The 25,041-nt window shown below is 63.3% G+C and carries 24 protein-coding genes; 14 read left to right on the top strand and 10 right to left on the bottom strand.

What is annotated here, in order from left to right; translation table 11 throughout:
- Positions 1-20 precede the first annotated feature (20 nt).
- Positions 21-2,048, bottom strand: a complete 2,028-nt coding sequence (locus tag V1278_RS35075; RefSeq protein ID WP_334366429.1) for a TRAP transporter permease — start codon at positions 2,046-2,048, stop codon at positions 21-23.
- Between the two features lie 244 nt (positions 2,049-2,292).
- Here V1278_RS35075 and V1278_RS35070 point away from each other — a divergent pair, with 244 nt between their 5' ends.
- Positions 2,293-3,099, top strand: coding sequence for an SDR family NAD(P)-dependent oxidoreductase (locus V1278_RS35070; protein ID WP_334383843.1), 807 nt, complete (start codon positions 2,293-2,295; stop codon positions 3,097-3,099).
- 15 nt (positions 3,100-3,114) lie between these two features.
- Here the strand turns inward: V1278_RS35070 and V1278_RS35065 are convergent, their stop codons facing one another.
- The gene (locus V1278_RS35065) at positions 3,115-4,659 is read right to left on the bottom strand and encodes a cation:proton antiporter (protein WP_334383842.1); all 1,545 of its coding nucleotides are present in this window, start codon (positions 4,657-4,659) and stop codon (positions 3,115-3,117) included.
- 125 nt (positions 4,660-4,784) lie between these two features.
- A complete protein-coding gene (locus V1278_RS35060; RefSeq protein ID WP_334383841.1) occupies positions 4,785-5,555 on the bottom strand; it encodes a hypothetical protein in 771 nt (256 codons plus the stop codon).
- Positions 5,556-5,767: 212 nt separating this feature from the next.
- Between V1278_RS35060 and V1278_RS35055 the strand changes: the two genes are divergently transcribed.
- The 5 genes from V1278_RS35055 (at position 5,768) to V1278_RS35035 (ending at position 9,756) form a co-directional block, all read left to right on the top strand.
- Positions 5,768-6,532 (top strand): lysozyme inhibitor LprI family protein, encoded by a 765-nt coding sequence (locus V1278_RS35055; RefSeq protein WP_334383840.1) that lies wholly within the window; start codon positions 5,768-5,770, stop codon positions 6,530-6,532.
- A gap of 281 nt (positions 6,533-6,813) precedes the next feature.
- Positions 6,814-8,724 carry a propionyl-CoA synthetase gene (locus tag V1278_RS35050; RefSeq protein WP_334383839.1) on the top strand — a complete coding sequence of 637 codons (1,911 nt, stop codon included), beginning with the start codon at positions 6,814-6,816 and terminating at the stop codon, positions 8,722-8,724.
- A 152-nt stretch (positions 8,725-8,876) separates the two neighbouring features.
- Positions 8,877-9,137: a hypothetical protein gene (locus V1278_RS35045; RefSeq protein WP_028348101.1), complete on the top strand. Its 261-nt coding sequence runs from the start codon at positions 8,877-8,879 to the stop codon at positions 9,135-9,137.
- A gap of 11 nt (positions 9,138-9,148) precedes the next feature.
- Positions 9,149-9,355 carry a DUF6494 family protein gene (locus V1278_RS35040; RefSeq protein WP_334366435.1) on the top strand — a complete coding sequence of 69 codons (207 nt, stop codon included), beginning with the start codon at positions 9,149-9,151 and terminating at the stop codon, positions 9,353-9,355.
- A gap of 140 nt (positions 9,356-9,495) precedes the next feature.
- The gene (locus V1278_RS35035; protein ID WP_028348103.1) at positions 9,496-9,756 is read left to right on the top strand and encodes a SemiSWEET transporter; all 261 of its coding nucleotides are present in this window, start codon (positions 9,496-9,498) and stop codon (positions 9,754-9,756) included.
- Between the two features lie 63 nt (positions 9,757-9,819).
- On the opposite strand, the gene V1278_RS35030 is transcribed toward V1278_RS35035, so the two are convergent.
- The gene (locus V1278_RS35030; protein WP_334383838.1) at positions 9,820-10,515 is read right to left on the bottom strand and encodes a DUF1013 domain-containing protein; all 696 of its coding nucleotides are present in this window, start codon (positions 10,513-10,515) and stop codon (positions 9,820-9,822) included.
- A gap of 219 nt (positions 10,516-10,734) precedes the next feature.
- On the opposite strand from V1278_RS35030, the gene ispH reads away from it, so the two are divergent.
- The 3 genes from ispH to rnhA are packed head-to-tail and all read left to right on the top strand — an operon-like array spanning position 10,735 to position 13,150.
- The gene (ispH, locus tag V1278_RS35025; RefSeq protein WP_028348105.1) at positions 10,735-11,703 is read left to right on the top strand and encodes a 4-hydroxy-3-methylbut-2-enyl diphosphate reductase; all 969 of its coding nucleotides are present in this window, start codon (positions 10,735-10,737) and stop codon (positions 11,701-11,703) included.
- Between the two features lie 5 nt (positions 11,704-11,708).
- The gene (locus V1278_RS35020) at positions 11,709-12,689 is read left to right on the top strand and encodes a homoserine kinase (RefSeq protein ID WP_334383837.1); all 981 of its coding nucleotides are present in this window, start codon (positions 11,709-11,711) and stop codon (positions 12,687-12,689) included.
- On the top strand, positions 12,686-13,150 hold the full coding sequence (gene rnhA, locus V1278_RS35015) for a ribonuclease HI (protein ID WP_057844385.1): 465 nt from the start codon (positions 12,686-12,688) through the stop codon (positions 13,148-13,150). Before V1278_RS35020 ends, rnhA begins: the two co-directional genes overlap by 4 nt.
- Before the next feature lie 344 nt (positions 13,151-13,494).
- On the opposite strand, the gene V1278_RS35010 is transcribed toward rnhA, so the two are convergent.
- From V1278_RS35010 to V1278_RS34985, 6 genes are all read right to left on the bottom strand, one after another.
- The gene (locus tag V1278_RS35010; RefSeq protein WP_028348108.1) at positions 13,495-13,980 is read right to left on the bottom strand and encodes a peroxiredoxin; all 486 of its coding nucleotides are present in this window, start codon (positions 13,978-13,980) and stop codon (positions 13,495-13,497) included.
- A 186-nt stretch (positions 13,981-14,166) separates the two neighbouring features.
- On the bottom strand, positions 14,167-14,718 hold the full coding sequence (locus tag V1278_RS35005) for a DUF924 family protein (protein ID WP_334383836.1): 552 nt from the start codon (positions 14,716-14,718) through the stop codon (positions 14,167-14,169).
- 21 nt (positions 14,719-14,739) lie between these two features.
- Positions 14,740-16,422, bottom strand: coding sequence for a long-chain fatty acid--CoA ligase (locus V1278_RS35000; RefSeq protein WP_334366439.1), 1,683 nt, complete (start codon positions 16,420-16,422; stop codon positions 14,740-14,742).
- Between the two features lie 176 nt (positions 16,423-16,598).
- Positions 16,599-18,053 carry a D-alanyl-D-alanine carboxypeptidase family protein gene (locus V1278_RS34995; RefSeq protein WP_334383835.1) on the bottom strand — a complete coding sequence of 485 codons (1,455 nt, stop codon included), beginning with the start codon at positions 18,051-18,053 and terminating at the stop codon, positions 16,599-16,601.
- Positions 18,054-18,264: 211 nt separating this feature from the next.
- On the bottom strand, positions 18,265-20,043 hold the full coding sequence (locus tag V1278_RS34990; RefSeq protein WP_334383834.1) for a glucan ABC transporter ATP-binding protein/ permease: 1,779 nt from the start codon (positions 20,041-20,043) through the stop codon (positions 18,265-18,267).
- Between the two features lie 315 nt (positions 20,044-20,358).
- On the bottom strand, positions 20,359-21,435 hold the full coding sequence (locus tag V1278_RS34985; RefSeq protein WP_334366442.1) for an ABC transporter substrate-binding protein: 1,077 nt from the start codon (positions 21,433-21,435) through the stop codon (positions 20,359-20,361).
- A gap of 241 nt (positions 21,436-21,676) precedes the next feature.
- Here V1278_RS34985 and V1278_RS34980 point away from each other — a divergent pair, with 241 nt between their 5' ends.
- The 5 genes from V1278_RS34980 to V1278_RS34960 all read left to right on the top strand — a co-directional run bounded on the left by V1278_RS34980 (position 21,677) and on the right by V1278_RS34960 (position 24,999).
- Positions 21,677-22,078: a hypothetical protein gene (locus V1278_RS34980; RefSeq protein WP_334383833.1), complete on the top strand. Its 402-nt coding sequence runs from the start codon at positions 21,677-21,679 to the stop codon at positions 22,076-22,078.
- A 124-nt stretch (positions 22,079-22,202) separates the two neighbouring features.
- A complete protein-coding gene (gene hisE, locus V1278_RS34975; protein WP_334366444.1) occupies positions 22,203-22,625 on the top strand; it encodes a phosphoribosyl-ATP diphosphatase in 423 nt (140 codons plus the stop codon).
- A 66-nt stretch (positions 22,626-22,691) separates the two neighbouring features.
- Positions 22,692-23,273, top strand: a complete 582-nt coding sequence (locus V1278_RS34970) for a YqaA family protein (RefSeq protein WP_334366445.1) — start codon at positions 22,692-22,694, stop codon at positions 23,271-23,273.
- 78 nt (positions 23,274-23,351) lie between these two features.
- Complete coding sequence (locus V1278_RS34965) at positions 23,352-23,900, top strand: hypothetical protein (protein WP_334383832.1); 549 nt, start codon at positions 23,352-23,354, stop codon at positions 23,898-23,900.
- Positions 23,901-24,030: 130 nt separating this feature from the next.
- Positions 24,031-24,999 carry an NAD(P)H-dependent flavin oxidoreductase gene (locus V1278_RS34960; RefSeq protein WP_247508814.1) on the top strand — a complete coding sequence of 323 codons (969 nt, stop codon included), beginning with the start codon at positions 24,031-24,033 and terminating at the stop codon, positions 24,997-24,999.
- Positions 25,000-25,041 lie beyond the last annotated feature (42 nt).

The raw sequence follows: 25,041 nt of genomic DNA, 5'->3' as shown, positions 1-25,041 counted from the left end.
TCTCCTCAATTGCTTCTTCTCTATGTTGTGACCGCCGGCCGCTCTGGCGACCGCGTTCTGGCCTGCCACAGCAATACGCCGAAACCGATGATCAGGCCCGGCACATAGGTGTAGCTGATATCGCGTCCGGTGATCCATTCGACCATTGCCTCAATCAGGCTTGGGAACACCAGCAGCAATCCCGATAGCAGAAGCAGGCCGCGCTCGACCGCTGTATTTTGTCGCAGCGCCCAGTTCTGGGCAAATGCAGCCAGCGCCAGCAGCCCCAAGCTTGTCTTGATCGTGATTTCGAGAATGTCGACCCACGATCCGCCCTTGGGGATCGACATCAGGAGGCCGCCGCCCTGCGGATCGAGCACGAAGACGAACGGCACCAGGAATGCCGGCAGCGTATATTTCCAGGATTGCAGCGTGGTCTTGTAGGGATCGCCGCCGGTGATGGCGGCCGCGGCGAACGGCGACAGCGCGGTCGGCGGCGAGACCTCCGACAGGACGGCATAGTAGAAGATGAACATATGCGCGGCGTAATCAGGCACGCCGAGCTTGACCAGCGCGGGCGCTGCGATGACCGCGCAGATGATGTAGGACGCCGTCACCGGCACGGCGAGGCCGATGATCCAGACGATCAGCGCGGTGTAGATCGCGGTCAGCAACAGGCTGCCGCCGGCATAGGCGATGACGATCGACGAGAATTTGAGGCCGAGACCGGTCAGCGTCACGATGCCGACGACGATGCCGGCGCAAGCGCAGGTGGTCGCAGCATTGAGCGCGCCGATCGAGCCGTCGGCCAGCGCCTTCACCAGTTTGCTCGGCACCAGCGCGGTCTCCCGGCGCAGGAAGCTCAGCGCAAAGGTAACGACAATGGCGTAGAAGACTGATAGCGACGGCGAGTAGCCGATGACCATGAAAAAGACGACGGCGAGCAGCGAGATGAAGTGGAAGCCGTACCGCCTGGTCATCTGGCCGAGCGACATCTCGGGCGTGAAGGTCACGTTCTTGGCGTGGAATTTCTTGGCGTCCAGCTCGACCATGAACAAGAGCGACATGTAGTAAAGGCAGGTCGGGATGGTCGCCATCCAGATGACGTCGAGATAGCTGATCTTGAGAAACTCGGCGATCAGGAACGCGGCGGCGCCGAGTACGGGCGGCGACAGGATCGCGCCCAGCCCGCCGGCGGCGAGCAATCCGCCCGCGGCGTTCCTCTCGAAGCCCGCCTTCGCCATCATCGGATAGGCCACCGTACCGATCATCACGGTCGTGGCGACGCCCGATCCGGAGGGGCCGCCGAGCAGGAACGACGACAACACCACGGTGCGACCGGCGCTGTTCGGCTTGCCGCCCATCAAGGCCAGCGAGAAATCGATGAAGAATTTGCCGGCGCCGGAATGCTGTAGGAAGGCGCCGTAGATCGTGAACAGGATGATCAGCGTCGCCGACACGTCGACTGCGACGCCGAAAATGCCTTCCAGCGTAATGAAGAGGTGACCGACCAGGCGGGCCAAGTCGTAGCCGCGATGGGTCCATGGCGCCGGCAAATACGGCCCGAGCATCGCATAGGCGATGAACAGCAGCGACACCACGGGCATGATTGCGCCGGTGGTGCGCCGCGTCGCCTCCAGCAGCATCACGATGAACACGATGCCGACGATCACGTCCCAGCGATCGGGCGTGGTAGCGCGGTCGGTAAAATCCTCGCCACCCCACAGCGCATAGATAACGGTCGCCACCGCGACGATCCCGGGAACGACGTCCCACCAGCGCACACGGTTGCGAAACCGCGTCGCCAGCGGAAACAGCAGGAAGCTCAAGATCAAGGTGAAGGCGACGTGGGTGTAGCGAAGCTCCTGGGTCGGAACGATGGCATAGGCCGCATAGAGGTGAAACAGGCTCATGACCACGGCAATCGTGGTCGAAATCCTTCCTGCCCACCCCATCAGGCGGTTGGTCGCGCCTTCTTCCGCCTCGATGTAGGCTTCCGCCTTGTGCAAGGCTTCGTCCGAAACGGTGACGACCTCGTCATTGGGCGGCGTTGTCTTGTCTACGGCCATGCTTCCCCCGGGGACCGGTTAACTTTCCGGCCCGATTGCCGGCGGGCCTCCTTCGCGGGCCGCATTCAGTCCGGTTTGGGGGGCGGTGGCAAGGGGCTTTTCGGCCTGTGTCCAAGTCGCTGCTTTAGCTTTTCGGACAGGTTGACCCAGGGCCGCCGTCCGTCCAATTTCCCGCCCCAAAATTCGAATGCGCCGCGTTCGTGCACGCTGCAATGCAACGACAAACCAAAGGGAGAAGAAGTCGATGGAACGGCTCAAGGGCAAGGTGGCGATGGTGGTGGGCGCGGGATCGATCGGTCCCGGCTGGGGCAATGGCAAGGCGACCGCCGTCACCTTCGCGCGCGAGGGCGCCAGCGTGTTCTGCGTCGATCGCAATGCGGCTGCCGCAAAAGAAACCGTCAGCATCATCACGGGCGAGGGCGGCAAGGCTGCCGCCTTCACCGCCGACGTCTCGCGCGAGGGTGAGGTCGCGGCGATGGTGGCGGCGTGCCTGAAGACCTATGGCCGCATCGACGTACTCGACAACAATGTCGGCATCGCCGAAATGGGCAGCGTTGTTGAGGTGAACGAGGCAAGCTGGGACCACGTTTTCGCGGTCAATCTCAAGAGTGCCTATTTTGCCATGAAGCACGTTATTCCCGTGATGCAGAAGCAGGGTGGCGGCTCGGTCATCAACATCTCGTCGATCGCATCGATTCGTCATCTCGGCATCTCCTACGTCACCTATGGCGCCTCGAAGGCGGCGATGAACCAGATGACGCGCACCACCGCCGTGCAATTCGCGAAAGACCACGTTCGCGTGAACTGCATCCTGCCGGGCCTGATGAAGACGCCGATGGTCGAGCACTCCGCCGGTCTTGCAGCAAGCTATTCGGCCGGCGACGTCGAAGCGATGTGGCGGGCGCGCGATGCGCAGGTGCCGATGGGGCACATGGGCGACGCCTGGGACGTTGCCAATGCCGCGCTGTTTCTCGCTTCCGACGAATCCCGTTACGTCACTGGGATCGAGCTCGTGGTCGACGGCGGGATCACCTGCAAGTCGGGCGCGTGACGCGCTATTGCCCCGTTATGCTTGTGCGCTCAATTCGGCGCGGTCGAGCTCTTCTTCCACCTGGTGGAAGGCGTCGTCGCCGATCTCCTCGAAATGACGCATCCTCAACAGCGCCTCTCGTGCCGCGCCGATGGCGCGGCGGCGCAGCGGATCGGCCGGCAGCTCGCTGGTCGCGATGCCGACGTCGGGTTCGGTTTCGGCACGTAGCAGCACGGCGCGGTATTCGAGCCGCAGGATCTCGGCCTCTTCGGACGGATCGGACTCGATCGCCTCGAGCGCGGCGCGATAGGCGATGCAGCGGGCATTAGCGGCCTCGCGCGCAACCGGATCGTCCTCCTCGAATTTCAGCGCGAGGATCAGCGGCCGCAGCGTCAGGCCCTGGATCACGAGCGACCCCAGCACGACGGCAAAGGCCGTCAGCAAGATGAGATCGCGATACGGGAAGCTCTCGGGTAGCGCGAAGGCGGCCGCCAGTGTAACGATGCCGCGCATCCCGCACCAGGACACGATGATGCCGCGTTCCACCGTCGGTACCGCGGGAGACACATGCGGAGGAAGCAGGCCGTGCGCGTTCAAGGCGCGCAGCAAGGCGCCATACGGCATTACCCAGGCGATGCGTGCGAGGATCACGACGGCGAGGATTGCGGCGGCGAAGCTGCAATATTTAAACCGCACCTCGTCGTCGAGTCCGGACCAGATCGGATTGAGCTGCATGCCGATCAGCATGAATGCCAGCACGTTGAGCACGAACACGACCGTTTCCCACACCGCATAGGAGGCCACGCGCAGCCGCGCCGGGGTACGCTCGGGCGCGGTGCGGGCGATCGTGATCGCATAGGCCACTATGGTGAGAATGCCGGACAGCCCGATATGCTCGGCGACGATCCACACCATAAAGGTGCCGGCGAATTGCGTGATGATCGCGCTCGGCGCCTCGGTGATGCGGCGCGTGATCTGCGTCCAGACCCGCGCGAACAGGAAGCCGGCAATGAGGCTTCCGAACAGCGCCAGCGCAACGGATGGCACGAACTCGTGCACCTTCATGTGCTCGGCGGCAACCAGGCCGATCGCGACGCGGTAGATTAGGAGTGCGCTGGCATCGTTGAGCAGGCTTTCGCCCTCGAGGATCTTCTGGATGCGGTAAGGCAGTTTGACCTGGCGCAGGATTGCGGTGGCCGCCGCGGCGTCGGGCGGTGCCACGATGGCGCCGAGCGCGATCGCGACCGCCCATGGCATGTCCGAGCGAAGCCAGTGCGCGACGACAGCCACGGCGGCGGTCGTAACCCCGACCGCGACCAGCACCAGTGTCGAGACCGGCAGCCAGTTGTTTCGGAGGTCGCGCAGCGAGGTGTCGAAAGCCGCATCCAGCAACACCGGCGCCACGAACAGCGCCAGCGCCAGATCCGGCTCCAGTGTCCATTGCGGCCCCGAAGGCACGAATGCCAGCAGCATGCCGCCGAGCGCAAGAAATGTCGGGTAAGGTACCTTGAGCCGCCGCGCCAGCGCGGACAGCAGCACCGCGCCAAGCAGCAGCCCGATGATCCATTCAAATGCTTGCAATTCGGGATTCCCTGCCGGCCGAGATCAATGTCGCCATCAATCTAGCACCAAAACCGGCAGGTTTTCCCGGCTGAAGCTTGTCCTTATTCGGAAGATCAGCTCAGCCTGGCAAGGTGTACTCGACGCTACTGCGCCATTGCCAGGATGCTGCCCGCGAAGGAATGCCAGAGCGGCGTGACGCTGATCGGCCAATTCAGGAGTTTCACGGCGATCAGCGCAATGCCGCCGTAGACATAGACCGGATGCGGCCGGCCGCGCGTGCGCCAGTCGAAAACGATGGCGGCCACCAGCAGGAGATAGGCGACGATGGCCGGCGGGATGGTCACGGGGACCGGCGGCGGGCCGAGCGGACCGGGAGGCGCGAGGAAGGTGAGAAACCAGCGGGCGACCGCAGCGTCGAGTAGCGAAATGCTGGCCAGCAGCATCAGACGCTTATGGGTTTCCGGCCGCCGGATGGCGGCAATCGCCAGCGTGAACACCACGGCAAAGAACAGAATTCCGCTGAGCGGGACGATCACGAACGCGATTCCTTCGTCGGTCAATCCTGCCGCAGCGGAGCGCTTCATCGCGTTGACCGCGACCAGGAAGCCGAAAATCGTCATCGCGGTCGCCAGCGAGACGCCGACCATGCCGATGGCGCGGTGCCGGGCGACTTTGCCGGATGCAGCAAGCCAGCTCTGGAATGCGAAATAGAGCGACCAGGCGAAAAATAGCAGGCCGTGAAAGTGCACGACGGGCGAGGCCGAGAACGATCGCTTCGCCATTGGCAGCCAGTAGGTCGGCGCGAAGCCGAGAAAGGCGACTGCCATGCAGGCCAGCGCCATGTAGAAGTAGAAATAGCCTGATTGGGATTGCGCGATGGCGCGCGGCGGATTGAAGTCGATCAATGTGGTCATGGTTGTTGAGTCCGCGAAAACTGCAATAGGTTCACAGCAGATTTTCTCACGGATTGTATTCTTCCGTCTGTGAAGAGAATTACGTTTCCCGCAGGTCACGTTTCGGCCAAAATCTGTTCTTGTGCGAACGGGAAATTTGCAGGCTGCTTGTCGAAAATGCAGGTCGCTTGCTAGGATCGCGTCGCAATAGACAGCGCTTTCCGGATCAATTGATGCGAGGCTATCTTCACATCCGCAGCCTGGTCGTGGCTTCCCTGCTGTCGCTGACATATGCGCATGATGCATCGGCGACCGGGACCGAGCCGGGCGAGGATATACGCATTGATCCTGCGGCCTGTCTTGCCGCTGGCCTTGCGCATGATCACGACAGGACGGTGCATCTCTGCAGTGCGCTGATCGACAACGCAAAGACCGAAAAGGCCGACCGCATCAAGGCACTGATTGCCCGTGCGACCGCCTATGAGCGCAAGGACATGATCGACCGTGCCATCGCCGACTATGATGGCGTGTTGCGGCTCGATCCGGCGCACGCCGATGTTTACAACGCGCGTGGCGAACTCTGGCGCAAGAAGGCTGATCTACCCAAGGCGGTGGCCGATTTTGCCGCGGCGATCAAGCTGAATCCGGACCACGTCGTCGCAAGAGCCAACCACCGGGCGCTGGCGCAGGAGGCGGAGCGACAGGGCGCCCTGAAAGCGGTCGCCGGCAAACCGAGCTTCAACTGCGCCACCGCGCGGCGCCAGGTGGAGAAGGCGATCTGCGCCAATCCCGAACTCGCCGATCTCGACCGCGAGGTTCAAGCGTCGTATGTCAGGGCGGCCGCTGGGAAGATGACCCCACAGCAGGCGCGCAAGCTGCGGCGCGAGCAGGAGCAATACATCGTCCGCCGGAACGCGGAGTACGGCCAGCCCGGCTACGACCTGAACAAGGCCATGCGCGAGCGCCTGCAGCAGATCAACGGGATCGCCGGATACTAGGCCGTTTTGGGCCTGATGAGGGGATATGCCAGCGCAGCGCGATGGCTGTCGGTGAGAAGCTCACTACCATCGCCCGGCAGTAGAGTTTAGTCGAACGGCCAAGCCATTCCCGGCTTGATCTCCTGCCGCTTCCCGTGACAATGCCTGAAATGCTTGCCCAGCCGTCATGGCCGGGCTTGTCCCGGCCATCCACGCCTTGCCAATTTCGAGGTGAAGCAAGGACGTGGATGCCCGGGACAAGCCGGGCATGACGACACAGGCGGGCTAGCGGGGAGTGCGCCATGAACATCCAAGACAACAGCCGCTATCACGAGGTCCATGCCCGCTCGTTGGCGGACCCGGAAGCATTTTGGGCCGAGGCGGCGTGCGAGATCGACTGGATCGAGCCGGCCAAGAAGGTCTTCGACCCCTCGATGGGCGCCTATGGCGGCTGGTTCGCCGGCGCCGTAGTCAATACCTGCTACAACGCGCTCGACCGCCATGTCGCGGGCGGACGCGCCGACCAGGTCGCGCTGATCCACGATTCGCCGCTCACCAATACGATCTCGAAATTCACCTATGCCGAGATGCTGAAGGAGGTGCAGACGCTCGCCGCCGTGATGGCCGATTTCGGTGTCGTCAAGGGCGACCGCGTCATCCTCTATATGCCGCTGGTGCCGGAAGCGGTGTTTGCGATGCTGGCCTGCTCGCGGATCGGCGCGGTGCATTCGGTGGTGTTCGGCGGCTTTGCCGCCAAAGAGCTCGCAACCCGGATCGATGACGCCAAGCCGAAGCTGATCTTCTCGGCGAGCTGCGGGATCGAGCCCGGCCGCATCGTGCAATACAAGCCGCTGCTCGACGAGGCGATCAAACTCTCCAGTGTCAAACCGCAGGCCTGCGTCATCCTGCAGCGGCCGCAGCATCTTTGCGAACTCACGGCCGGCCGCGATCACGACTGGGCGGCGCTCCGCCGCGCGGCGCTCGACGCTGGCAAGGCCGCGCCGTGCACGCCGGTGCTCGCCACCGATCCGCTCTATATTCTCTACACGTCAGGCACCACGGGAATTCCGAAAGGCGTCGTGCGCGACAATGGCGGGCATCTGGTCGCGCTGAAATGGTCGATGTTCAATCTCTACGGCGTCAAGCCCGGCGAGGTCTGGTGGTGCGGCTCCGACATCGGCTGGGTGGTCGGCCACAGCTACATCGTCTATGGCCCGCTGATTCATGGCGCGACCTCGATCATGTATGAGGGCAAGCCGATCGGAACGCCCGACGCCGGCGCGTTCTGGCGTGTCATTTCCGAGCACAAGGCGGTTGCGCTGTTCACCGCGCCGACCGCCTTCCGCGCCATCCGCAAGGAAGACCCGGACGGCGCGTTCATCCGCAAATACGATCTGTCGACATTCCGCACGCTGTTTCTCGCCGGCGAGCGCGCCGATCCGCCGACGGTGGAATGGGCGGAGGCGCAGTTGAAGGTGCCGGTCATCGATCATTGGTGGCAGACCGAGACCGGCTGGTGCATCGCCGGCAATCCGGTGGGCCTTGGCATGTTGCCGGTCAAGCACGGCTCGCCGACGGTGCCGATGCCGGGCTATCAGGTCGATGTGGTCGACGAGGCCTCCAAACAGGTCGCAGCAGGCACCATGGGTTCGATCGTGATCAAGCTGCCGATGCCGCCCGGCTGCCTGCCGACGCTGTGGCAGCAGGATGAGCGCTTCAGGGAAGCCTACCTCACCGAATTCCCCGGCTACTACAAGACCTCGGATGCCGGCTACAAGGACGAGGACGGCTATGTCTGGGTGATGGGCCGTACCGACGACATCATCAATGTCGCCGGCCACCGCCTTTCCACCGGCGGTATGGAGGAAATTCTGGCCTCTCACGCGGATGTCGCCGAATGCGCCGTGCTCGGCATCAAGGACGCGATCAAGGGCGAGGTACCTTGCGGCTTCCTGGTGCTGAAGGCCGGCGTGACGCGAGCTCCGGCCGAGATCGAAAAGGAGATCGTGGCGCTGGTGCGCGAAAAACTTGGTCCCGTCGCAGCCTTCAAGCTGGCGATCACGGTGGGGCGCCTGCCGAAGACGCGATCGGGAAAAATCCTGCGCGGCACCATCAAGAAGATCGCCGACGGCGAAAGCTGGACCATGCCGGCCACCATCGAGGACCCCAAGGTGCTCGATGAAATCGGCGACGCGCTGAAGGGCAGGGTGTAGGGTTCCAACCCACCCGCGCTGTCATGCCCGGGCTTGACCCGGGCATCCATCATCGTCAAAGCAGGCTGCCATTATTTCGATGGATTGCCGGCTCATCCCGATCGAGTCGGGGACGCGCGCCCGGCAATGATGAAACCTGGAAGGGACAGAGCATGCGACGGAACCTGCCACTCGCATTCCTCCTCATCGCACCACTGCTCGCGGGTTGCCTCGAACGCGGCCAGCCGACCATGGTCGACACCAGCGCCGATGATGACGCGTTCTGTCGCTCCAACAATGTCGCGCCGGGCTCGAACGACTACGTCATCTGCCGCAAGAACCGCGACGTCCAGCGCGCCAATGCCAACGCGCGTACCGACCGCGCCCAGCGCAATCTCGCCGAGCAGATGCTGAACAATCCGACGAGGCCGTAACGGAGGCCACCATGAACGAAGACACCTTCAACGCAAGCCTGCGCAAATTTCTCAAGCAAGTCGGCGTCACCTCGCAGCGTGAGGTCGAAAAGGCCGTGCGCGATGCCATCGAGTCGGGAAAGCTGAAGGGCCATGAAAAGCTGTCGGCGAAGATGGTTCTCACGATCAGCGGCATCGGCCTGTCGCATGAGATTGACGACGAGATCGAGCTGGGCTGAGCGGTTACTTCGGGACCCTGCCGTTGCAGGCGAAGCCCCTGTTGGGGCAACGCACGGCCGTTGCGCAAAAAAGATACCTTGCAGTAACGGCTTGTCCTGCCACCGCCGCGCACGTTTCGAATCGGTGCTATAAGTCGCGCATGGAACAACTTGCAATCAAGCTGCTGGGGTTTGCCGCCGCGACGTGCACAACCCTTGCTTATGCCCCGCAATTCATCAAGGTCTGGAGAACCCGCTCCACGGAGGACATTTCACTGGGCATGTTCCTCGTCATGCTGCTCGGGCTCGTGCTTTGGCTGCTGTACGGCCTGTTTTCCGGTGATGTCCCGCTCATCATCGCCAATGCCATAACGATCGTCCTGGCCGGCGGGATCCTGTTCATGAAGCTGAAATACGGCTGAGCCCCAAACAAAAACGCGGCAAGTTGCCCCGCCGCGTTCAACATCAGCCGTAGCCGATAGCTTCTACTCTTCCTCGTCCTGCTTCTTGCCGCCGATATTCTTGAGCTTGGCGAACACGGCATCGACGTTGAGGTCGTCCTCCGACTTCTCGCGCGGCTCGAATTCCGGCTCCTTCTTCGTGGTCTCGGAGGCCGGCAGCAGGGTGGCGCCGCCGTAGGCTGCGGGCACCGGCTTTTCCTTCGCTGCGCGCTGCACCTCGAAATCGAGTTCGATCTGCGAGCACAGGCCGAGCGTCACCGGATCCATCGGGGTGAGCGTCGAGGCATTCCAGTGGGTGCGGTCGCGGACTGAGGCGATGGTGGTCTTGGTGGTGCCAACCAGGCGCATGATTTGCGCGTCCTTCAGCTCGGGATGGTTGCGGACCAGCCACAGGATCGCGCTCGGCCGCTCGTGGCGGCGCGACACCGGGGTATAGCGCGGGCCCTTCTTCTTGGCTGCTGGCGGCAGCACCACCTTGCTCTCGCCGAGCTTGAGGCGGTAATTCGGGTCCTTTTCGCCCCTTTCAATCTCGTCGCGGGTTAATTGGCCGGTCGAAATCGGGTCCATGCCCTTGATGCCCTGGGCCGCATCGCCATCGGCGATGGCGCGGACCTCAAGGGGGTGCATTTTGGTGAAATCGGCCACCTGGTCGAAGGTCAGCGCCGTATTGTCGACCAGCCACACGGCCGTCGCCTTGGGCATCAGCGGTGCATTGCTCATGGCAAATCTCCTTTGTGCCTCGCCCACCTCTTTTTAGGAGGCGAAGCCTGTGGTCATCGTTGATGACGGGAATTGAGGGCTATATACGCCTTCCAACCCCTTTGGCGCAATGGTCTGCTAAAGTGCCTTGACACAGCCCGAAACCAGTCCCAAGTCCTTATCCGAATTGGCCGTTCCCTGCCCGCCGGCAAGGGGTGATTCGGTCCTGAGATAGCCCCCATGCCAGCCAAACCAGACCTCAGAATCGTGCTTTGTTCTCCCCGCGGCTTCTGCGCCGGGGTGGTGCGGGCCATCGATACCGTGGAGCGGGCGCTCGCCATTTATGGCGCCCCCGTCTATGTCCGCCACGAGATCGTGCATAACCGCTACGTGGTCGACAGCCTGAAGACCAAGGGCGCGATTTTCGTCGAGGAACTCGCCGAAATCCCCGATAATACCAACGCCCCGGTGGTGTTTTCGGCCCACGGGGTTCCCAAGTCGGTTCCGGCGGACGCCCGCGCCCGCAATTTCTTCTCGCTGGACGCAACCTGCCCGCTGGTTACCAAGGTGCACCGCGAGGCCGCGATCCACTTCAAGCGCGGCCGTGAAATCCTGCTGATCGGGCATTCGCATCACCCCGAGGTGGTCGGCACGCTCGGGCAGTTGCCGACGGGCGCGGTGACGCTGATCGAGACCGCGGAGGATGCCAAGACGTTCGCGCCGAAGGATCCGAACAACCTCGCTTTCGTGACCCAGACGACGTTGTCGATCGACGACACCGCCGAGATCGTCGCGCTGCTCAAGGAGCGCTTCCCGAACATCAACGGCCCGCACAAGGAAGACATCTGCTACGCCACCACCAACCGCCAGCTCGCGGTGAAGAAGGTGGCGCCGGTGGTCGATGCCCTGATCGTGGTCGGCGCGCCGAACTCGTCGAACTCGCAGCGCCTGCGCGAGGTCGCCGAGCGCGAGGGCTGCCCGGTCTCGGTGCTGGCGCAGCGCGCCTCGGATCTCGACTGGTCGCGCTTCGAGGGCATCAAGAGCCTCGGCATCACGGCGGGCGCGTCCGCGCCGGAAGTGATCGTCGAGGAAATCATGGGCGCCTTCGCCGAGCGGTTCGAATTGCATGTGGAGACGGTGTCGGCCGCGGAGGAGAATGAGTTCTTCCCGCTGCCGCGTTCGCTGCGGCCCGAAGCTGCCGCCGAGTAGTCGCGATGGCGGTTTACACCGACGTCGCCGCCGAAGACCTCGCGGAGTTCCTGAAGGGCTACGACATCGGCGAGTTGCTCTCCTACAAGGGCATCGCGGAGGGTGTCGAGAACTCCAACTTCCTGCTGCATACCAGCAAGGGCGCCTTCATCCTCACGCTCTATGAAAAGCGCGTGGCGGTGGACGACCTGCCGTACTTCCTGTCGCTGATGGCGCATCTGGCCGAGCGCGGCGTGCGCTGTCCGCAGCCCGCCAGAAACCGCAAGGGCGAGGTCTACAGCGAACTGGCCGGGCGTCCCGCAGCGATCATCAACTTCCTCGAAGGCATGTGGCCGCGCCGGCCCAACGCCGCGCATTGCACCGGCGTCGGCGAAGCGCTGGCAAAGATGCATGTGGCGGGCCGCGACTTCCCGATGTTCCGAAAGAACCCGCTGTCGGTGGAGGGCTGGCGGCCGCTGTTCGATCTCGCCGCACCGCGCGCCGACAGCGTCGCGCCTGGCTTGCAGGACTTCATCGCGCGCGAGCTCGATCACCTCGAGGCGCGCTGGCCGAAAGATCTGCCGCTCGGCGTCATCCACGCCGACCTGTTTCCCGACAATGTCTTCTTCCTCGGCGACAAACTGTCCGGCCTGATCGACTTCCCGTTTTCCTGCAACGACATCCTGGCCTACGACGTCGCGATCTGCCTGAATGCGTGGTGTTTTGAGCCGGATCATTCGTTCAACGTCACCAAAGCGCGCGCGCTGCTCAACGCCTATGGCCGCGAGCGGCAATTGTCAGAAGCCGAGCAGGAAGCGCTGCCGCTGCTGGCGCGCGGCTCGGCGCTGCGCTTCCTGCTGACGCGGCTGGTCGATTTTCTCAACGTGCCGCCGGGCGCGCTGGTGAAGCCGAAGGACCCGCTCGAATACGTCCGCAAGCTGCGCTTCCACCAGAGCGTTTCCAGCGTGCGCGATTACGGTCTGACCCAGCCCGGATTTGTCGCTTGAGCGAATTGCCTCACGTGACGGTTTTCACCGACGGCGCCTGCTCGGGCAACCCCGGCCCCGGCGGATGGGGCGCGATTCTGAGGTTCGGCGATAAAGAGAAAGAACTGAAGGGCGGCGAGCCGCACACCACCAACAACCGCATGGAGCTGATGGCTGCGATCTCGGCGCTGGAAGCACTGAAGAAGCCGTGCGTAGTCGATCTCACCACCGATAGCCAGTATGTCCGCCAGGGCATCAGCGGCTGGATCCATGGCTGGAAGCGGAACGGCTGGCGCACCGCGGACAAGAAGCCGGTCAAGAACGTCGACCTCTGGCAGCGCCTCGACATGGCGCTAAAGCCGCACGAGGTGCGCTGGCACTGGATCAGGGGCCACGCCGGCCACGCCGAAAACGAGCGCGCCGATCAATTGGCGCGCGAGGGCGTGGCGATGGCGAGGCTGCAGGAGAGAGTGGGGAAGTAGGGCGCCTCTCTTCCCCTCTCCCCTTGTGGGAGAGGGTGGATCAATCGCACAAAGCGCGATTGAGACGGGTGAGGGTTCTCTCCGCGGGTATGCATTCCCTAGTCTGAAACGTCTGCGTGTGCGGAGAGAACCCCTCATCCGGCGCCATAGCCGATGCAAAGCATCGGCGTTCTAAGCGACGGCGGCCACAGGCCGCCTATGCCACCTTCTCCCACAAGGGGAGAAGGGAACGGGGCGTCCATCCATCGTCATTGCGAGGAGCGAAGCGACGAAGCAATCCATGCTTTGCTTCAGCGCGCGCGGAGAGATGGATTGCTTCGCTTCGCTCGCAATGACGGAGGAAGTTACAACTGCCCCAGCAGCGTATCGCCGCCGGAAACTTCGACCTTGCCCGGCGCGGGCTCGAGGTTGAGCTTCTTCACCACGCCGTCTTCCACCAGCATCGAATAGCGCTTGGAACGGATGCCGAGGCCATTGCCGGAGGCATCGAGCTCCATGCCGATCGCCTTGGTGAAGTCGGCATTGCCGTCGGCGAGGAATACGGCTTCGTCGCGCTGGTCGGTGTCGCGCTTCCACGCATTCATGACGAAGGCGTCGTTGACGGAGACGATGGCGATGGTGTTCACGCCCTTGTCCTTGATGGCATAGGCGTTGAGGAAGATGCTCGGCAGGTGCATCTTGTGGCAGGTGCCGGTATAGGCGCCGGGCACCGCGAACAGCGCCACCTTCTTGCCCTTGAAAATGTCATCGGTGGTCTTGACCTGCGGGCCTTCCGCCGTCATCACGCGAAACTTGGCTTCCGGCAGCTTGTCGCCAACTTGGATCGTCATCGTCAATTCTCCCTCAATGTGCGGTGTGTGCCTTATAGCGTTTTCGAGCGAAGTGGGTACCGGTTCGCGTGAAGAAAACGCGTTAAAATAACAATCTGGAGCGAACGCTCCAGACCGGGCAGGTGAACGGCACAATATTCAGGGAAGGAGAAACGGCAACAGTCGAGACCGTTCACGCTTGCGTCATCACGGCGAAAAGCCGCCTTCATCGAGGAATGCCTGCTCCTCCGGCGTAGTGGCGCGGCCCAGAAGGTGGTTGCGGTGGGGAAAGCGGCCGAAACGCCGGATGATATCGGCGTGGTGCTCGGCCCATTTCAGGCTCTCGGTATGGCCGGCCGCGCGTGACAGCTCGATGCAGCGCAACTGGTCGCCCAGGTGCTCCGAATGCATGAAAGGCAGATAGAGGAATTCGCGCAAAGCGGGATCGATCCGCGCGTCGACGCCGTGATCGACGGCGCGGTGCGCCACCTCACGCGCGAGGCGGTCGCTGGCGTAGGTTCTCGCGTCGCCGCGGAACATGTTGCGGGGAAACTGGTCGAGCACGATGACGAGCGCCAGCGCGCCGTCATCGCTCGTTTCCCACGACGATAGCTCGCCGGCCGCCGCTCTCTGCCAAAGGCTGAGAAAGCGCCGGCACACCTCCGCATCGAAAGCGTCGTCGCGCGTGTACCAGCGATCAGGGCCGGCGTCGCGCCAGAAGGCCAGAATGTCGGCTGGCGCGACGTTAGTCTCCGTCATGTCGAGAGGTCCGCCTGCGCCTTACGCCGCGGCCTTCTTCTCGTCGCGCAGCTCGCGGCGCAGGATCTTGCCGACATTGGTCTTGGGCAAATCGGTCCTGAACTCGATCTGCTTGGGGACCTTGTAGGCGGTGAGCTGCGTGGCGCAGTACTTGATGACGTCATCGGCCGTGAGGTTTGGGTCTTTCTTGACGATGAAGGCCTTCACCGCCTCGCCCGACTTCGAATCCGCCACACCGATCACGGCGCATTCGAGCACGCCTGGATGTCCCGCGATCACTTCCTCGATCTCGTTCGGATAGACGTTGAAGCCCGAGACCAGGATCATGTCCTTCTTGCGGTCGACGATCTTGGTGTAGCCGCGTTCGTCCATGACGCCGATGTCGCCGGTGCGGAAGAAGCCGTCCGCGGTCATCACGTTCGCGGTCTCTTCCGGCCGATTCCAGTAGCCGGCCATCACCTGCGGTCCCTTGGCGCAGATCTCGCCGGGCTCGCCGAGCGGCACTTCCTTGCCGTCGTCGTCGCGGATCGAGATGTAGGTCGAGGGCACGGGAATGCCGATCGAGCCGGAGAACTGATCGGCGTCGGCGGGGTTGCAGGTCAGCGTCGGCGAGGTCTCGGACAGGCCGTAGCCTTCTGACAGCGCGCAGCCGGTGACCTTCAGCCACTTCTCGGCGACCGCCTTTTGCGTCGCCATGCCGCCGCCGAACGAGGTCTTCAGCTTGGAGAAGTCGACCTTGTCGAACCCGGGCGCGTTGAGCAGGGCGTTGTAGAGCGTGTTGACCGCCGGGAAGCTGTTGACCTGGTACTTCATCAATTCCTTGATGAAGCCCGGTATATCGCGCGGATTCGGAATCAACAGGTTGACGCCGCCGGCCCGCACCGCCAGCAGGAAGCACGCGGTCAGCGCGAAGATATGATAGAGCGGCAGCGCGCAGACGACGAAGAGCTGGTCGACATGCGGCGACTTCTTCAGCGCCGGCTGCAACCAGGCGTCGTTCTGCAGCACGTTGGCGAGGATGTTCTTGTGCTGCAGCGTCGCGCCCTTGGAGACGCCGGTGGTGCCGCCGGTATATTGCAGGAAAGCGACGTCATCACGCGTCAGTTGTGGCTTGCTGAGCTTCATGCTGCGGCCGGCAGAGAGCGCATCGTTGAACGAGACGGAGCCTGGAAGCGACCACGCCGGCACCATCTTCTTCACCTTGCGCACGACGAGATTGACGATCACGCCCTTGAAGCCGAGCAGGTCGCCCATGCTGCCGACGATCACGTGCTTCACGGATGTCTTCGCGATCACCTGCTGCACCGTGGTGGCGAAATTCTCCAGCACGATGATCGCTTCGGCGCCGGAATCCTTGAGCTGATGCTCGAGCTCGCGCGGCGTGTAGAGCGGATTGACATTGACCACGGCATATCCCGCGCGCAGCACGGCGGCGGTCGAAACCGGATATTGCAGCACGTTCGGCATCATCAGCGCGACGCGGGCGCCCTTTTGCAGGCCCTTGCTCTGCAGATAGGCGCCGAGCGCCTGGGACATCTCGTCGAGGTCGCGGTAGCTGATCGACTTGTCCATGCAGATGAACGCCTTGCGATCGGCGAACTTCTTGAAGCTTTCTTCCAACAGCTCGACCAGCGATGAGTACTGGGTGACGTCGATATCGGCTGGCACGCCGGCCGGATATTGCTTGAGCCAGATCCGCTCCATGGTATCTCCCCTCTGCTTGTTTCCCTGTTTCTCGGCCGGGCATGCCTTGTTTTTGGCAGTATTGTGAATGCCGCCGCCGATGGCAAGCGGCTGCGCGCTATCGACGCATTTCGGCGATCTGGAATCGTTCGGCCGAACGGCAGGAAAGCTGCCTAATTACGTGGCTCCGCGGCCCGTTAACCAGCCGGCTTGTTTTCGCCTTTGGGTTTAGCGGCGGCGTTTGGCTTGGCCGGCTTCGGCGCGGGCTTGTCTCCGACGGCTGCGGGCTTGGCGGCTGCGGGTTGGACGGCTGGCTTTCTTTCAGCCGAAGCAGCCGGCTTTTTCTCAGCCGAGGCGGCCGGCTTGGCGGCAGCATCCGGTTTGGCGTTTGCGTGCCTGACGGCAGCAGGCTTGGCTGCCGGCTTTGCGTTGGCTTCAGCCTTGGGCGCTGCCGCGCCGTCGGGCTTCTTCGCGGCAATCTTCGACTTCTTGCCGCGCTTTGCGGACGCCTGCTTTTCAGCCTCCGCCGCAACGGCGGCGATCAATGCGGGGCCGGTCTTGGTTGGACCGGTATAGACCGGAACAGGCTCGGACGGCTCCGCCGCAGCCGCCAGCAGATCCGCAGGTTTGACCGGGTGGTTCTGCAGCCCCGCCGTGAAGAAGTTCACCGCGGTCTCGCCAGTCGAAGTGTTGCCGTTGCTGGCGACGACGTCCGGGTCCTCATCGGTAGCCGGCCGCTTGCGCTTGCCGTTGCACATCTCGTCGCGCAGGTTCGGCGGCGTCGCATCGACCGGAACCAGTTTGTCGACGGTGCCAAGCGCGGGCGTCAGCCAGCTCAGTCCGTTGCCGAAGCCGCGCTCCAGCAATTGCGCCGCGCGCACTGCGCGCGCCTGGCCTGAGGATGCGCCGAGCACGACAGCAATCAGCCGCTTGCCGTTGCGCGTCGCGGACGCAACCAGATTGTAGCCGGAAGCGCAGATGAAGCCGGTCTTGAAACCGTCGGCGCCGGGATAGCGCCCGATCAGCTTGTTGAAATTCTGCGTCACCCTGCGGCCGTAGCGGATCGAGGGGATCTGCATGAAGTATTCGTACTCGGGCAGGTCGCGAATGACGGCGCGTGCCAGCATCGCGAGATCGCGCGCCGACGTGATCTGTCCGTCCGCGGGCAGGCCGTTGGGATTGACATAGCTCGTCTGCGTCATGCCGAGCCGCAAGGCGGTCTGGTTCATCATCGCCGAGAAACCGTCGACCGAGCCGCCGACGCCTTCGGCGAGCACCACGGCCATGTCGTTGGCCGACTTCACCATCATCATCTTGAGCGCGTTATCGACGGTGACCTGGGTGCCCGGAGGAAAGCCCATCTTGGACGGCGACTGCGAGGCGGCGACCGGCGACACCGTCAAGAGCGTGTCGAGCGACAGTCGCCCTTCCTTAACCGCCTTCAGCGTGACGTAAGCCGTCATGATCTTGGTCACCGAGGCGGGATACCAGGGCATGGTGGCATTGTCGGCCTGCAGCACCTTGCCGGTATCGGCTTCGACCACCAACAGCGCTTCGGCGTGCACGGCGCGCGGCGTTATGACGGCAAGCGCCGTCGCCAGCAAAATCAGGTTCAATGAGGAAGCGCGAAGCAACGGGCGAAGAAGATGCACTTTTCCGTTCCGGTCCTTTGAGACCCGCCTTCGAAAAGGAGAGGTCCTTAAATCAAATGTTCGGGTTTCAAGCGTGTCCGGCGCCGTCGCATTGCGGCAGGTCGCAAACCTATACCGGCTTGGCGATTCAGAACAGAGGCCCGGCGATTTAATCGTGGACGAAGTTGGCGCAATTTCGGCGATAGTTGAACCGTAACAGATGCTTGCCGGCCTATTTAACCTCGATACCGGCCCGGGCATTCGCCTGCACCATGAACTGGGCCTTGGCGAGTTCCGCGAAGCGACCGCCCATGGCCACCAGTTCATCGAAAGTTCCACTTTCGATCACCCGCCCGTTGTCGAACATCAGAATGCGGGTCGCGTTGCGAATGGTCGAAAGCCGGTGCGCGATCACAAAGGTGGTGCGGCCCTTCATCACCTCGTCGAGCGCCGCGTTGACCTTGGCCTCGGTGACGGCGTCGAGCGCGCTGGTCGCCTCGTCGAGGATCAGGATCGGCGGGTCTTTCAGCAGCGCACGGGCGATCGACAAACGCTGCCGCTCGCCGCCGGATAGCATCCGGCCGCGCTCGCCGGCATGGGTCTCGAATTTCTTCTCGCTGCGCTCGATGAATTCCAGCGCCTGGGCGCGGCTTGCGGCGACGCGCATTTCCTCATCGGTCGCGTCCGGCTTGCCGACGCGCAGATTGTCCGCGATCGAGCGGTTGAACAGCAGCGCCTCCTGGAACACCACGCCGATGTTCCGCCGCAGCGCCGTCAGCCTCAACGCGCGAATGTCCATGCCGTCGATCTTGATGATGCCGGACTGCGGATCGAAGGCGCGGTGCAACAGCGCAATCGCCGTCGACTTGCCGGCGCCGGTCGGGCCGACCAGGGCGATGGTCTGCCCGGGCAGAGCGGTAAACGAAACGTCTTCGACCGCGGGCCGTTTGCCGTCATAGGAAAACGATACGTCGTGGAATTCGACGAGCCCGGAAAGCCGGCCGGTATCGACCGCTCCGGGCCGGTCGCGCACCGCGGGTACAGCGTCCAGCACGTCGAAGAATTCCTGCAGCCTTGGGGCCTCCATGAACACGCTGTTGATAAAGCTCACCACCTGTTCCAGCTTCTGGATCAGCATGGTCGCGAAGCTCACGAACATCACGATCTCGCCGACCGTCGTCTGCCCCTGCGCGTGCAGGTAGATGCCGACGGTAAAGATCGCGAGCACGGTGATGGTGGTGGAAGCGCGGGTGATGACGGTGACCAGCGCCCACCAGCCGAGCACCGGCATCTGCGCGGCGAGCAGCTTGTCGGCGACGAAACGCAGGCCCTGAACTTCGGCATCGATCCGTACGAAGCTCTGCACCAGCGCGACGTTGCCAAGTGCATCAGACGCGCGCGCCGAGAGATCGCTGTACTGCGCCTCGACGTCGCTCTGCATGCCGTAGGTCTTGCGGACGACAAACGTGGTCAGCGCCGTGAACACCACGCACAGGACGAACAACAGGATCGCCAGCCGCCAGTTGATGTAAAGCGCGAGCGGCAGCAGCACGACCAGCGAGAGAATCGCCGCAAAATGCTCGCGGAAGAAGGCAAGCCAGAGCCGCCACAGCGCGTCGGTGCCGTTCAGCATCACCTTCATCAGCCGCCCGGAATGGGTGCCGGTGTGGAAGGTGAGCGGCAACTGCATGATGTGCTCGAAATAATCCGTCAGCACCACCTGGCGCTGGCGGTGTGCCAGCTTGTCGGCGTGGAGCGCGACGAGCGCGCTGCACGCGATGGTGAACAGGCCGAATACAACCCAGGCGGCCAGCAGCGGCCAGGCCGAGTTCGAGGCCAGCGGCCCGCTCTGCGGCTTGCCCGAGAGCACGTCGACGATCTTGCCGAACAGCACCGGCTCGGCGAATTGCGCCCCGGCCAGCAGGAGATTGGCGACGGCGAGAATCCAGCCCAGCCGCGCCTCCTTGCCAAGCAGCTCAAGGACACGGGTGTAAAGGCGCAGCATGGACATCAGATGAGGACTCGCAAGGCGATTCAATCGCCCATTGTAAACAGGGATCGCTCGGGACGACTAGTGAGGCAGGCGCATTCGTCAGGAGTGAGGTAGGCGACTTCGGCAGGCAGTTGAGCAAGCGGCACCCCTCTCCCTAACCCTCCCCCGCAAGGGGGGAGGGAACCCATCCGCCGGTGCTTCCCTTACGTGTTTGCAACTTCAGCACAGCAACGCGAAGTGAGGTGAGCACGCTGATCAGGCTCCCTCCCCCTTGCGGGGGAGGGCTGGGGAGAGGGGTAAGCCGCGGGCACTGGCGGAAGAAGAAGCCGCCACTCAATTAATCAGCCGGCTGTTGAGCGGGGGCAGGAACTGGTCGTCGAAAATGTCGGAGGCCTGCGGCCGTTTCTGAAACTTGAAGTCGTCCGCGACCTGATCTATCGAGCGTTCGAAGCGGGCCGGATCGATAGCGCCGATGCCGTTGCGTTTCACTTCGCTGGTCAGGACGTAGTCGCGCAGGATGCTTTGCAGCCGCTCGAGTTCGAGGTCCTTCGAGCCGCCGTCCATGCGATTTGCGACCTCGGTCGCGGCGCGTTCGGGGTCCTTGACCGTGAGATGCAACCCGCCGATGACGGCCCGCACGAATCCTTTCACCGCCTCGGGCTTGGCGGCCGCCAGCGCCGGATTGGCGATAATGGCGAAACCGTAGGCTTCACAGCCATAGTCGGCGAATTTCAGCACCGCCAGATCGTCGGCAGGCACGCCGCGATCCCTGAGATTGATCGCCGACAGATAGGAGAAGCCGGTCACCGCATCGATCTGGCCCGCCGACAGCATCGGCTCGCGCACCGCGGCACTGATGCTGCTCTGCTTCACGCTCTTGATCTTGATGCTGTTCTGGTGCGCTACCGCCGGCCACAGCCGGCCCGACAGGTCGCCTTCGGCGACGCCGAGAGTCTTGCCCTCAATGTCGGTCAGCGCGCGGATGCCGCGGCTCTTGCGGGCGATGATGGCATAGGGCGCCTTGTTGAACAGCACGAACACGGCCTTGATCCGCGGGCCACCTTGCTTGTCCTTGTCGCGAAACCGCATCAATGCGTTGACGTCGACGACGGCAAAATCGCTGGTGCCGGCCGCGACGCGCGCAATCGCGTCCGGCGATCCGCTGGCGATGTTGATCGTGACCGCAAGCGCCTCAGCGCTGAACAGGCCGCCGGCAGCCGCCATCACGAACGGCGCTGCCGCGGCATCGATCGGACGATCCAGCGAAAACTGGATTGCGAGCGGAGGCCGAGGTTCGTCGGCGGCGAGGGCGCTATTCGCTGAGAAGCCCGCAATGGCGCACAGCCCGGCAAGGAAAGCCAAGAGAACGCCCAGGCGAGAGCGGATGGCGTTGGTCCTGATCGCACGCATCGAGATGACATCAGCAAGAGGTGGGACAAGTTGCCGCGCCGGTGATGTCGGTTTCGTGACATCGCCAACGGCAGACTTGGCCTTTAGGCGAGCTATTGTGCAGCATCTAACCTGAATGGTCGATGACTGCCACGATTTTGCCAGGGATCGTTCAGCCGCCGTTCGGATTCGGGAACCTAGTATCCGTTCGGTGGTTAGCTATCGAAGGCCTGTCAGGCCAGCTCCCACGGAGGATGTCGAGATGTTTGCGCAAAAGGGTGTGTTTTCATCGATCGGCCGCGCCGGCGCGGTGGCAACGGTTGTGGCCGTTGCACTGACGGCAGTCGCGCCGACGACCACGGCATTCGCGGGCTCCGCACCGTCGAGCAAGGGCGTGACGGCCTCGACCGGGACCAGCGACGCGACCGATATCAGCGCCCGCCGCAGGTACTATCGCGGTGGCGGTGGCGCGGCGGCAGCGGCGGCCTTTGCCGGCATCGTCGGTACGGGACTTGCGATTGCGGCCACCCAGAACCGCCGCGATTACTACTATGATCGCGGCTATGGCTATTATGGTGGCGGCCCGGTCTATTACGGTAGCCCGTATTATTACCGGCCTCGCGCCTACTATTACGGCGGCGGCCCCTACTATGGCGGCTGGTAAACGCGACCGCTAAAATGTCATCCGTTCAATATGAATCCACCGGCCACCCCGGCCGGTGGATTTTTTTATGGTTGCAGAGGTGGCCGTTAACACGCCGGCCATGGCTTTGCATTAGGCTCGAAGAATGAGTGATTCGCTCGAACGGCTTTATCAGGCTGTCCTCGCGGCCAGGGATCTCGATCCGGCAACGTCGCGCACGGCCCGGCTGTTTCAGCGCGGCCCCTCCAAGATGGCCAAGAAGCTCGCCGAGGAAGCCATCGAAGTCGTGATCGATGCCGTCAGCGGCAAGGCCGACGCGGTGGTCCGCGAGAGTGCCGACCTGCTCTATAACCTGACCGTGCTGTGGGCATCGGCCGGCGTGAAGCCGGAGGACGTCTGGCGCGAAATGGAGCGGCGCGAGGACCTGCTGGGCATTGCCGAAAAGCTGCCAAAGCCCGTCAAGTCGCCGAAAACGGCGCCAACCAAGCCGCTGCCCAAGGCAGCGGCAGGCCCCGCAGTCCGGCGGCGAATTGTCGCGCTGGAAGGCCGTTCTGTACGCAAGCGGTAGTAAATCCCCTCAAAATCCGTCGTTTTCCGGCATGGACAAATCCGCTCCATGATGGTTCATGCGCCCATGCTCAAACGGACCTACGATTGGTGTATCAACGCCGCCGACAAGCCCTATGCGCTTTGGATCATGGCGGCGGTGTCTTTCGCGGAAAGCTCGTTCTTCCCGATCCCGCCCGACATCATGCTGCTGCCGATGTCGCTGGCGCAGCCGAAGAAGGCGTGGTGGTTTGCGACCGTCTGTACCATCGCATCCGTTGCCGGCGGCGTGGTCGGTTACGCCATCGGTGCGTTGCTCTATGACTCGGTCGGGCACTGGCTGATCACGGTCTACGGTCTCAGCGACAAGGTCGAAACCTTCCGCGCCTCCTATGCCGAATGGGGCGCGGTGATCATCCTGCTGAAGGGGCTGACGCCGATCCCCTACAAGCTCGTCACGATCACCTCGGGGTTTGCCGGCTACAACATCTGGCTGTTCATCCTGTGCTCGATCGTGGCGCGCGGCGGACGGTTCTTCGTGGTCGCGGTCCTGCTCAACCGCTATGGCGACGCGATCCGGGCCGAGCTGGAAAAGCGCCTCGGCACCTGGGTGGCCATCGGTGCCATCGTCCTGGTGTTCGGCTTTTACGCCGCGTTCAAGCTGGTCTAGGCTTTGCCGGCATCCCGGCTTCAAGCTACGTTTCGTCCCATGCCCGATCGAATCGGCCGTTTGATCAAGCTATTCGGGATGCAACGCGCGACCGTTGGGCTCGTTGCATCCGTGCTTGCGATCGCTCCCGATGCCGGCTGGTCGCAAGGCGCGCCGCAGCCCTCGCTCGGCCTGCAGTCGCCGGCCCAGCAGCCGGTGCCGGCTCAGCCTGAGCGGCAGCAGAGTGAGCCGCAGCAAGCGCCGCGCCAGGAAAATCCCGGCCTGATCAACGAAATCGGAAAGCTGTTCGAGAAATCCAAATCGCTGCTGCCGCCGCTGAAGAGCCCAAGCGAGACCATCGACGATCTCAACGCCGGCGCCAAGGGTGCCGGCGACAGCCTGTCGAACATCGCCAGGCCATCAGTCATGGTGAGTGGGCGTGCGGCGTGTCTGGTGGCGGCCAACGGTGCGCCGGACTGCAAGGCCGGCGCCGACCGGCTGTGCCAGAGCAAGGGCTACAAGGAAGGCAAGAGCCTCGATACTGACGCGGCCGAAAAATGCTCGCCGAAAGTGTTCCTGCCCGGCTACAAGCGGCAGTCTGGCGACTGCAAGACGGAAAATTACGTGACGAGGGCGCTCTGCCAGTAGAGGTCGTTCCGTCATCTCGCAGCGCCAAAACGCAATACTTGACACTGGAAAGATTGCCTTGTTGGTTGGTATGATGCCTGGCATCTCTAGAGCCAAATCGCTTGCCTGAATAACCAGAGGATCGCTTCGAATGTCCATGCCCGCGCTGTTCAAGGGCCGCCTGTCGATACCCGTGATCGGGTCGCCGCTGTTCATCATTTCCGTGCCCGATCTCGTGATCGCCCAGTGCAAGGCCGGCGTGGTCGGATCGTTTCCGGCGCTGAATGCGCGGCCGGCTTCGCTGCTCGACGAATGGCTGGCGCGGATCACCGAAGAGCTCGCAGCCTACGACAAGGCGCATCCGGAGCGGCCGTCGGCGCCGTTTGCGGTGAACCAGATCGTTCACAAATCCAACAACCGGCTCGATCACGATCTTGCGGCCTGCGAGAAGTACAAGGTGCCGATGCTGATCACCTCGCTCGGCGCGCGCGAGGATCTCAACCAGGCGGCGCACAATTGGGGCGGCATCGTCTTCCACGACGTGATCAACCAGAAATTCGCGCACAAGGCGATCGAGAAGGGCGCCGACGGCCTGATCCTGGTGGCGGCCGGCGCCGGCGGCCATGCCGGCACGATCTCGCCGCTCGCCTTCGTCGAGGAAACGCGCGCCTGGTTCGACGGACCGATCGCGCTGTCGGGCGCGATCGCCAACGGCCGCGCCATCCGTGCGGCGCGCATCCTCGGTGCCGACTTCGCCTATATCGGCTCCGCCTTCATCGCGACCCAGGAAGCCAACGCGGTCGAAGCCTACAAGGAGATGATCACGTCGTCGTCGGCGGAAGACATCGTCTATTCGAACCTGTTCACCGGCGTGCACGGCAATTACCTCAAGCCGTCGATCGTCAAGGCCGGGCTCAATCCCGACGACCTGCCGACCTCCGATCCCTCGAAGATGAGTTTTGGCACCGACGCCTCCGGCGAGCGCGCCAAGCCGAAGGCATGGAAGGAGATCTGGGGCAGCGGCCAAGGTATTGGCGGCATCGGCAAGGTGGTGCCGGCCGCCGAGTTGATCGCGCGGTTCAAGAAGGAATATGACGAGGCGGTCGACCCCGCATTGTAAGGCGTCTTGCGGAGCGCGCCCCGTGATGGATGCGACGGAGGA

The organism is Bradyrhizobium sp. AZCC 1577 (genome assembly GCF_036924575.1).
In the GTDB taxonomy this organism is placed as follows: Bacteria; Pseudomonadota; Alphaproteobacteria; order Rhizobiales; family Xanthobacteraceae; genus Bradyrhizobium.
This window is presented reverse-complemented; position numbering and strand designations above follow the sequence as displayed.

What these genes read in the sequence shown, in the direction of transcription:
- V1278_RS35075 (WP_334366429.1), bottom strand. Translation starts at nt 2,048, where the DNA reads ATGGCCGTAGACAAGACAACGCCGCCCAATGACGAGGTCGTCACCGTT.
- V1278_RS35070 (WP_334383843.1), top strand. Translation starts at nt 2,293, where the DNA reads ATGGAACGGCTCAAGGGCAAGGTGGCGATGGTGGTGGGCGCGGGATCG.
- V1278_RS35060 (WP_334383841.1), bottom strand. Translation starts at nt 5,555, where the DNA reads ATGACCACATTGATCGACTTCAATCCGCCGCGCGCCATCGCGCAATCC.
- V1278_RS35055 (WP_334383840.1), top strand. Translation starts at nt 5,768, where the DNA reads ATGCGAGGCTATCTTCACATCCGCAGCCTGGTCGTGGCTTCCCTGCTG.
- V1278_RS35050 (WP_334383839.1), top strand. Translation starts at nt 6,814, where the DNA reads ATGAACATCCAAGACAACAGCCGCTATCACGAGGTCCATGCCCGCTCG.
- V1278_RS35045 (WP_028348101.1), top strand. Translation starts at nt 8,877, where the DNA reads ATGCGACGGAACCTGCCACTCGCATTCCTCCTCATCGCACCACTGCTC.
- V1278_RS35040 (WP_334366435.1), top strand. Translation starts at nt 9,149, where the DNA reads ATGAACGAAGACACCTTCAACGCAAGCCTGCGCAAATTTCTCAAGCAA.
- V1278_RS35035 (WP_028348103.1), top strand. Translation starts at nt 9,496, where the DNA reads ATGGAACAACTTGCAATCAAGCTGCTGGGGTTTGCCGCCGCGACGTGC.
- V1278_RS35030 (WP_334383838.1), bottom strand. Translation starts at nt 10,515, where the DNA reads ATGAGCAATGCACCGCTGATGCCCAAGGCGACGGCCGTGTGGCTGGTC.
- ispH (WP_028348105.1), top strand. Translation starts at nt 10,735, where the DNA reads ATGCCAGCCAAACCAGACCTCAGAATCGTGCTTTGTTCTCCCCGCGGC.
- V1278_RS35020 (WP_334383837.1), top strand. Translation starts at nt 11,709, where the DNA reads ATGGCGGTTTACACCGACGTCGCCGCCGAAGACCTCGCGGAGTTCCTG.
- V1278_RS35010 (WP_028348108.1), bottom strand. Translation starts at nt 13,980, where the DNA reads ATGACGATCCAAGTTGGCGACAAGCTGCCGGAAGCCAAGTTTCGCGTG.
- V1278_RS35005 (WP_334383836.1), bottom strand. Translation starts at nt 14,718, where the DNA reads ATGACGGAGACTAACGTCGCGCCAGCCGACATTCTGGCCTTCTGGCGC.
- V1278_RS35000 (WP_334366439.1), bottom strand. Translation starts at nt 16,422, where the DNA reads ATGGAGCGGATCTGGCTCAAGCAATATCCGGCCGGCGTGCCAGCCGAT.
- V1278_RS34990 (WP_334383834.1), bottom strand. Translation starts at nt 20,043, where the DNA reads ATGTCCATGCTGCGCCTTTACACCCGTGTCCTTGAGCTGCTTGGCAAG.
- V1278_RS34985 (WP_334366442.1), bottom strand. Translation starts at nt 21,435, where the DNA reads ATGCGTGCGATCAGGACCAACGCCATCCGCTCTCGCCTGGGCGTTCTC.
- V1278_RS34980 (WP_334383833.1), top strand. Translation starts at nt 21,677, where the DNA reads ATGTTTGCGCAAAAGGGTGTGTTTTCATCGATCGGCCGCGCCGGCGCG.
- hisE (WP_334366444.1), top strand. Translation starts at nt 22,203, where the DNA reads ATGAGTGATTCGCTCGAACGGCTTTATCAGGCTGTCCTCGCGGCCAGG.
- V1278_RS34970 (WP_334366445.1), top strand. Translation starts at nt 22,692, where the DNA reads ATGCTCAAACGGACCTACGATTGGTGTATCAACGCCGCCGACAAGCCC.
- V1278_RS34965 (WP_334383832.1), top strand. Translation starts at nt 23,352, where the DNA reads ATGCAACGCGCGACCGTTGGGCTCGTTGCATCCGTGCTTGCGATCGCT.
- V1278_RS34960 (WP_247508814.1), top strand. Translation starts at nt 24,031, where the DNA reads ATGTCCATGCCCGCGCTGTTCAAGGGCCGCCTGTCGATACCCGTGATC.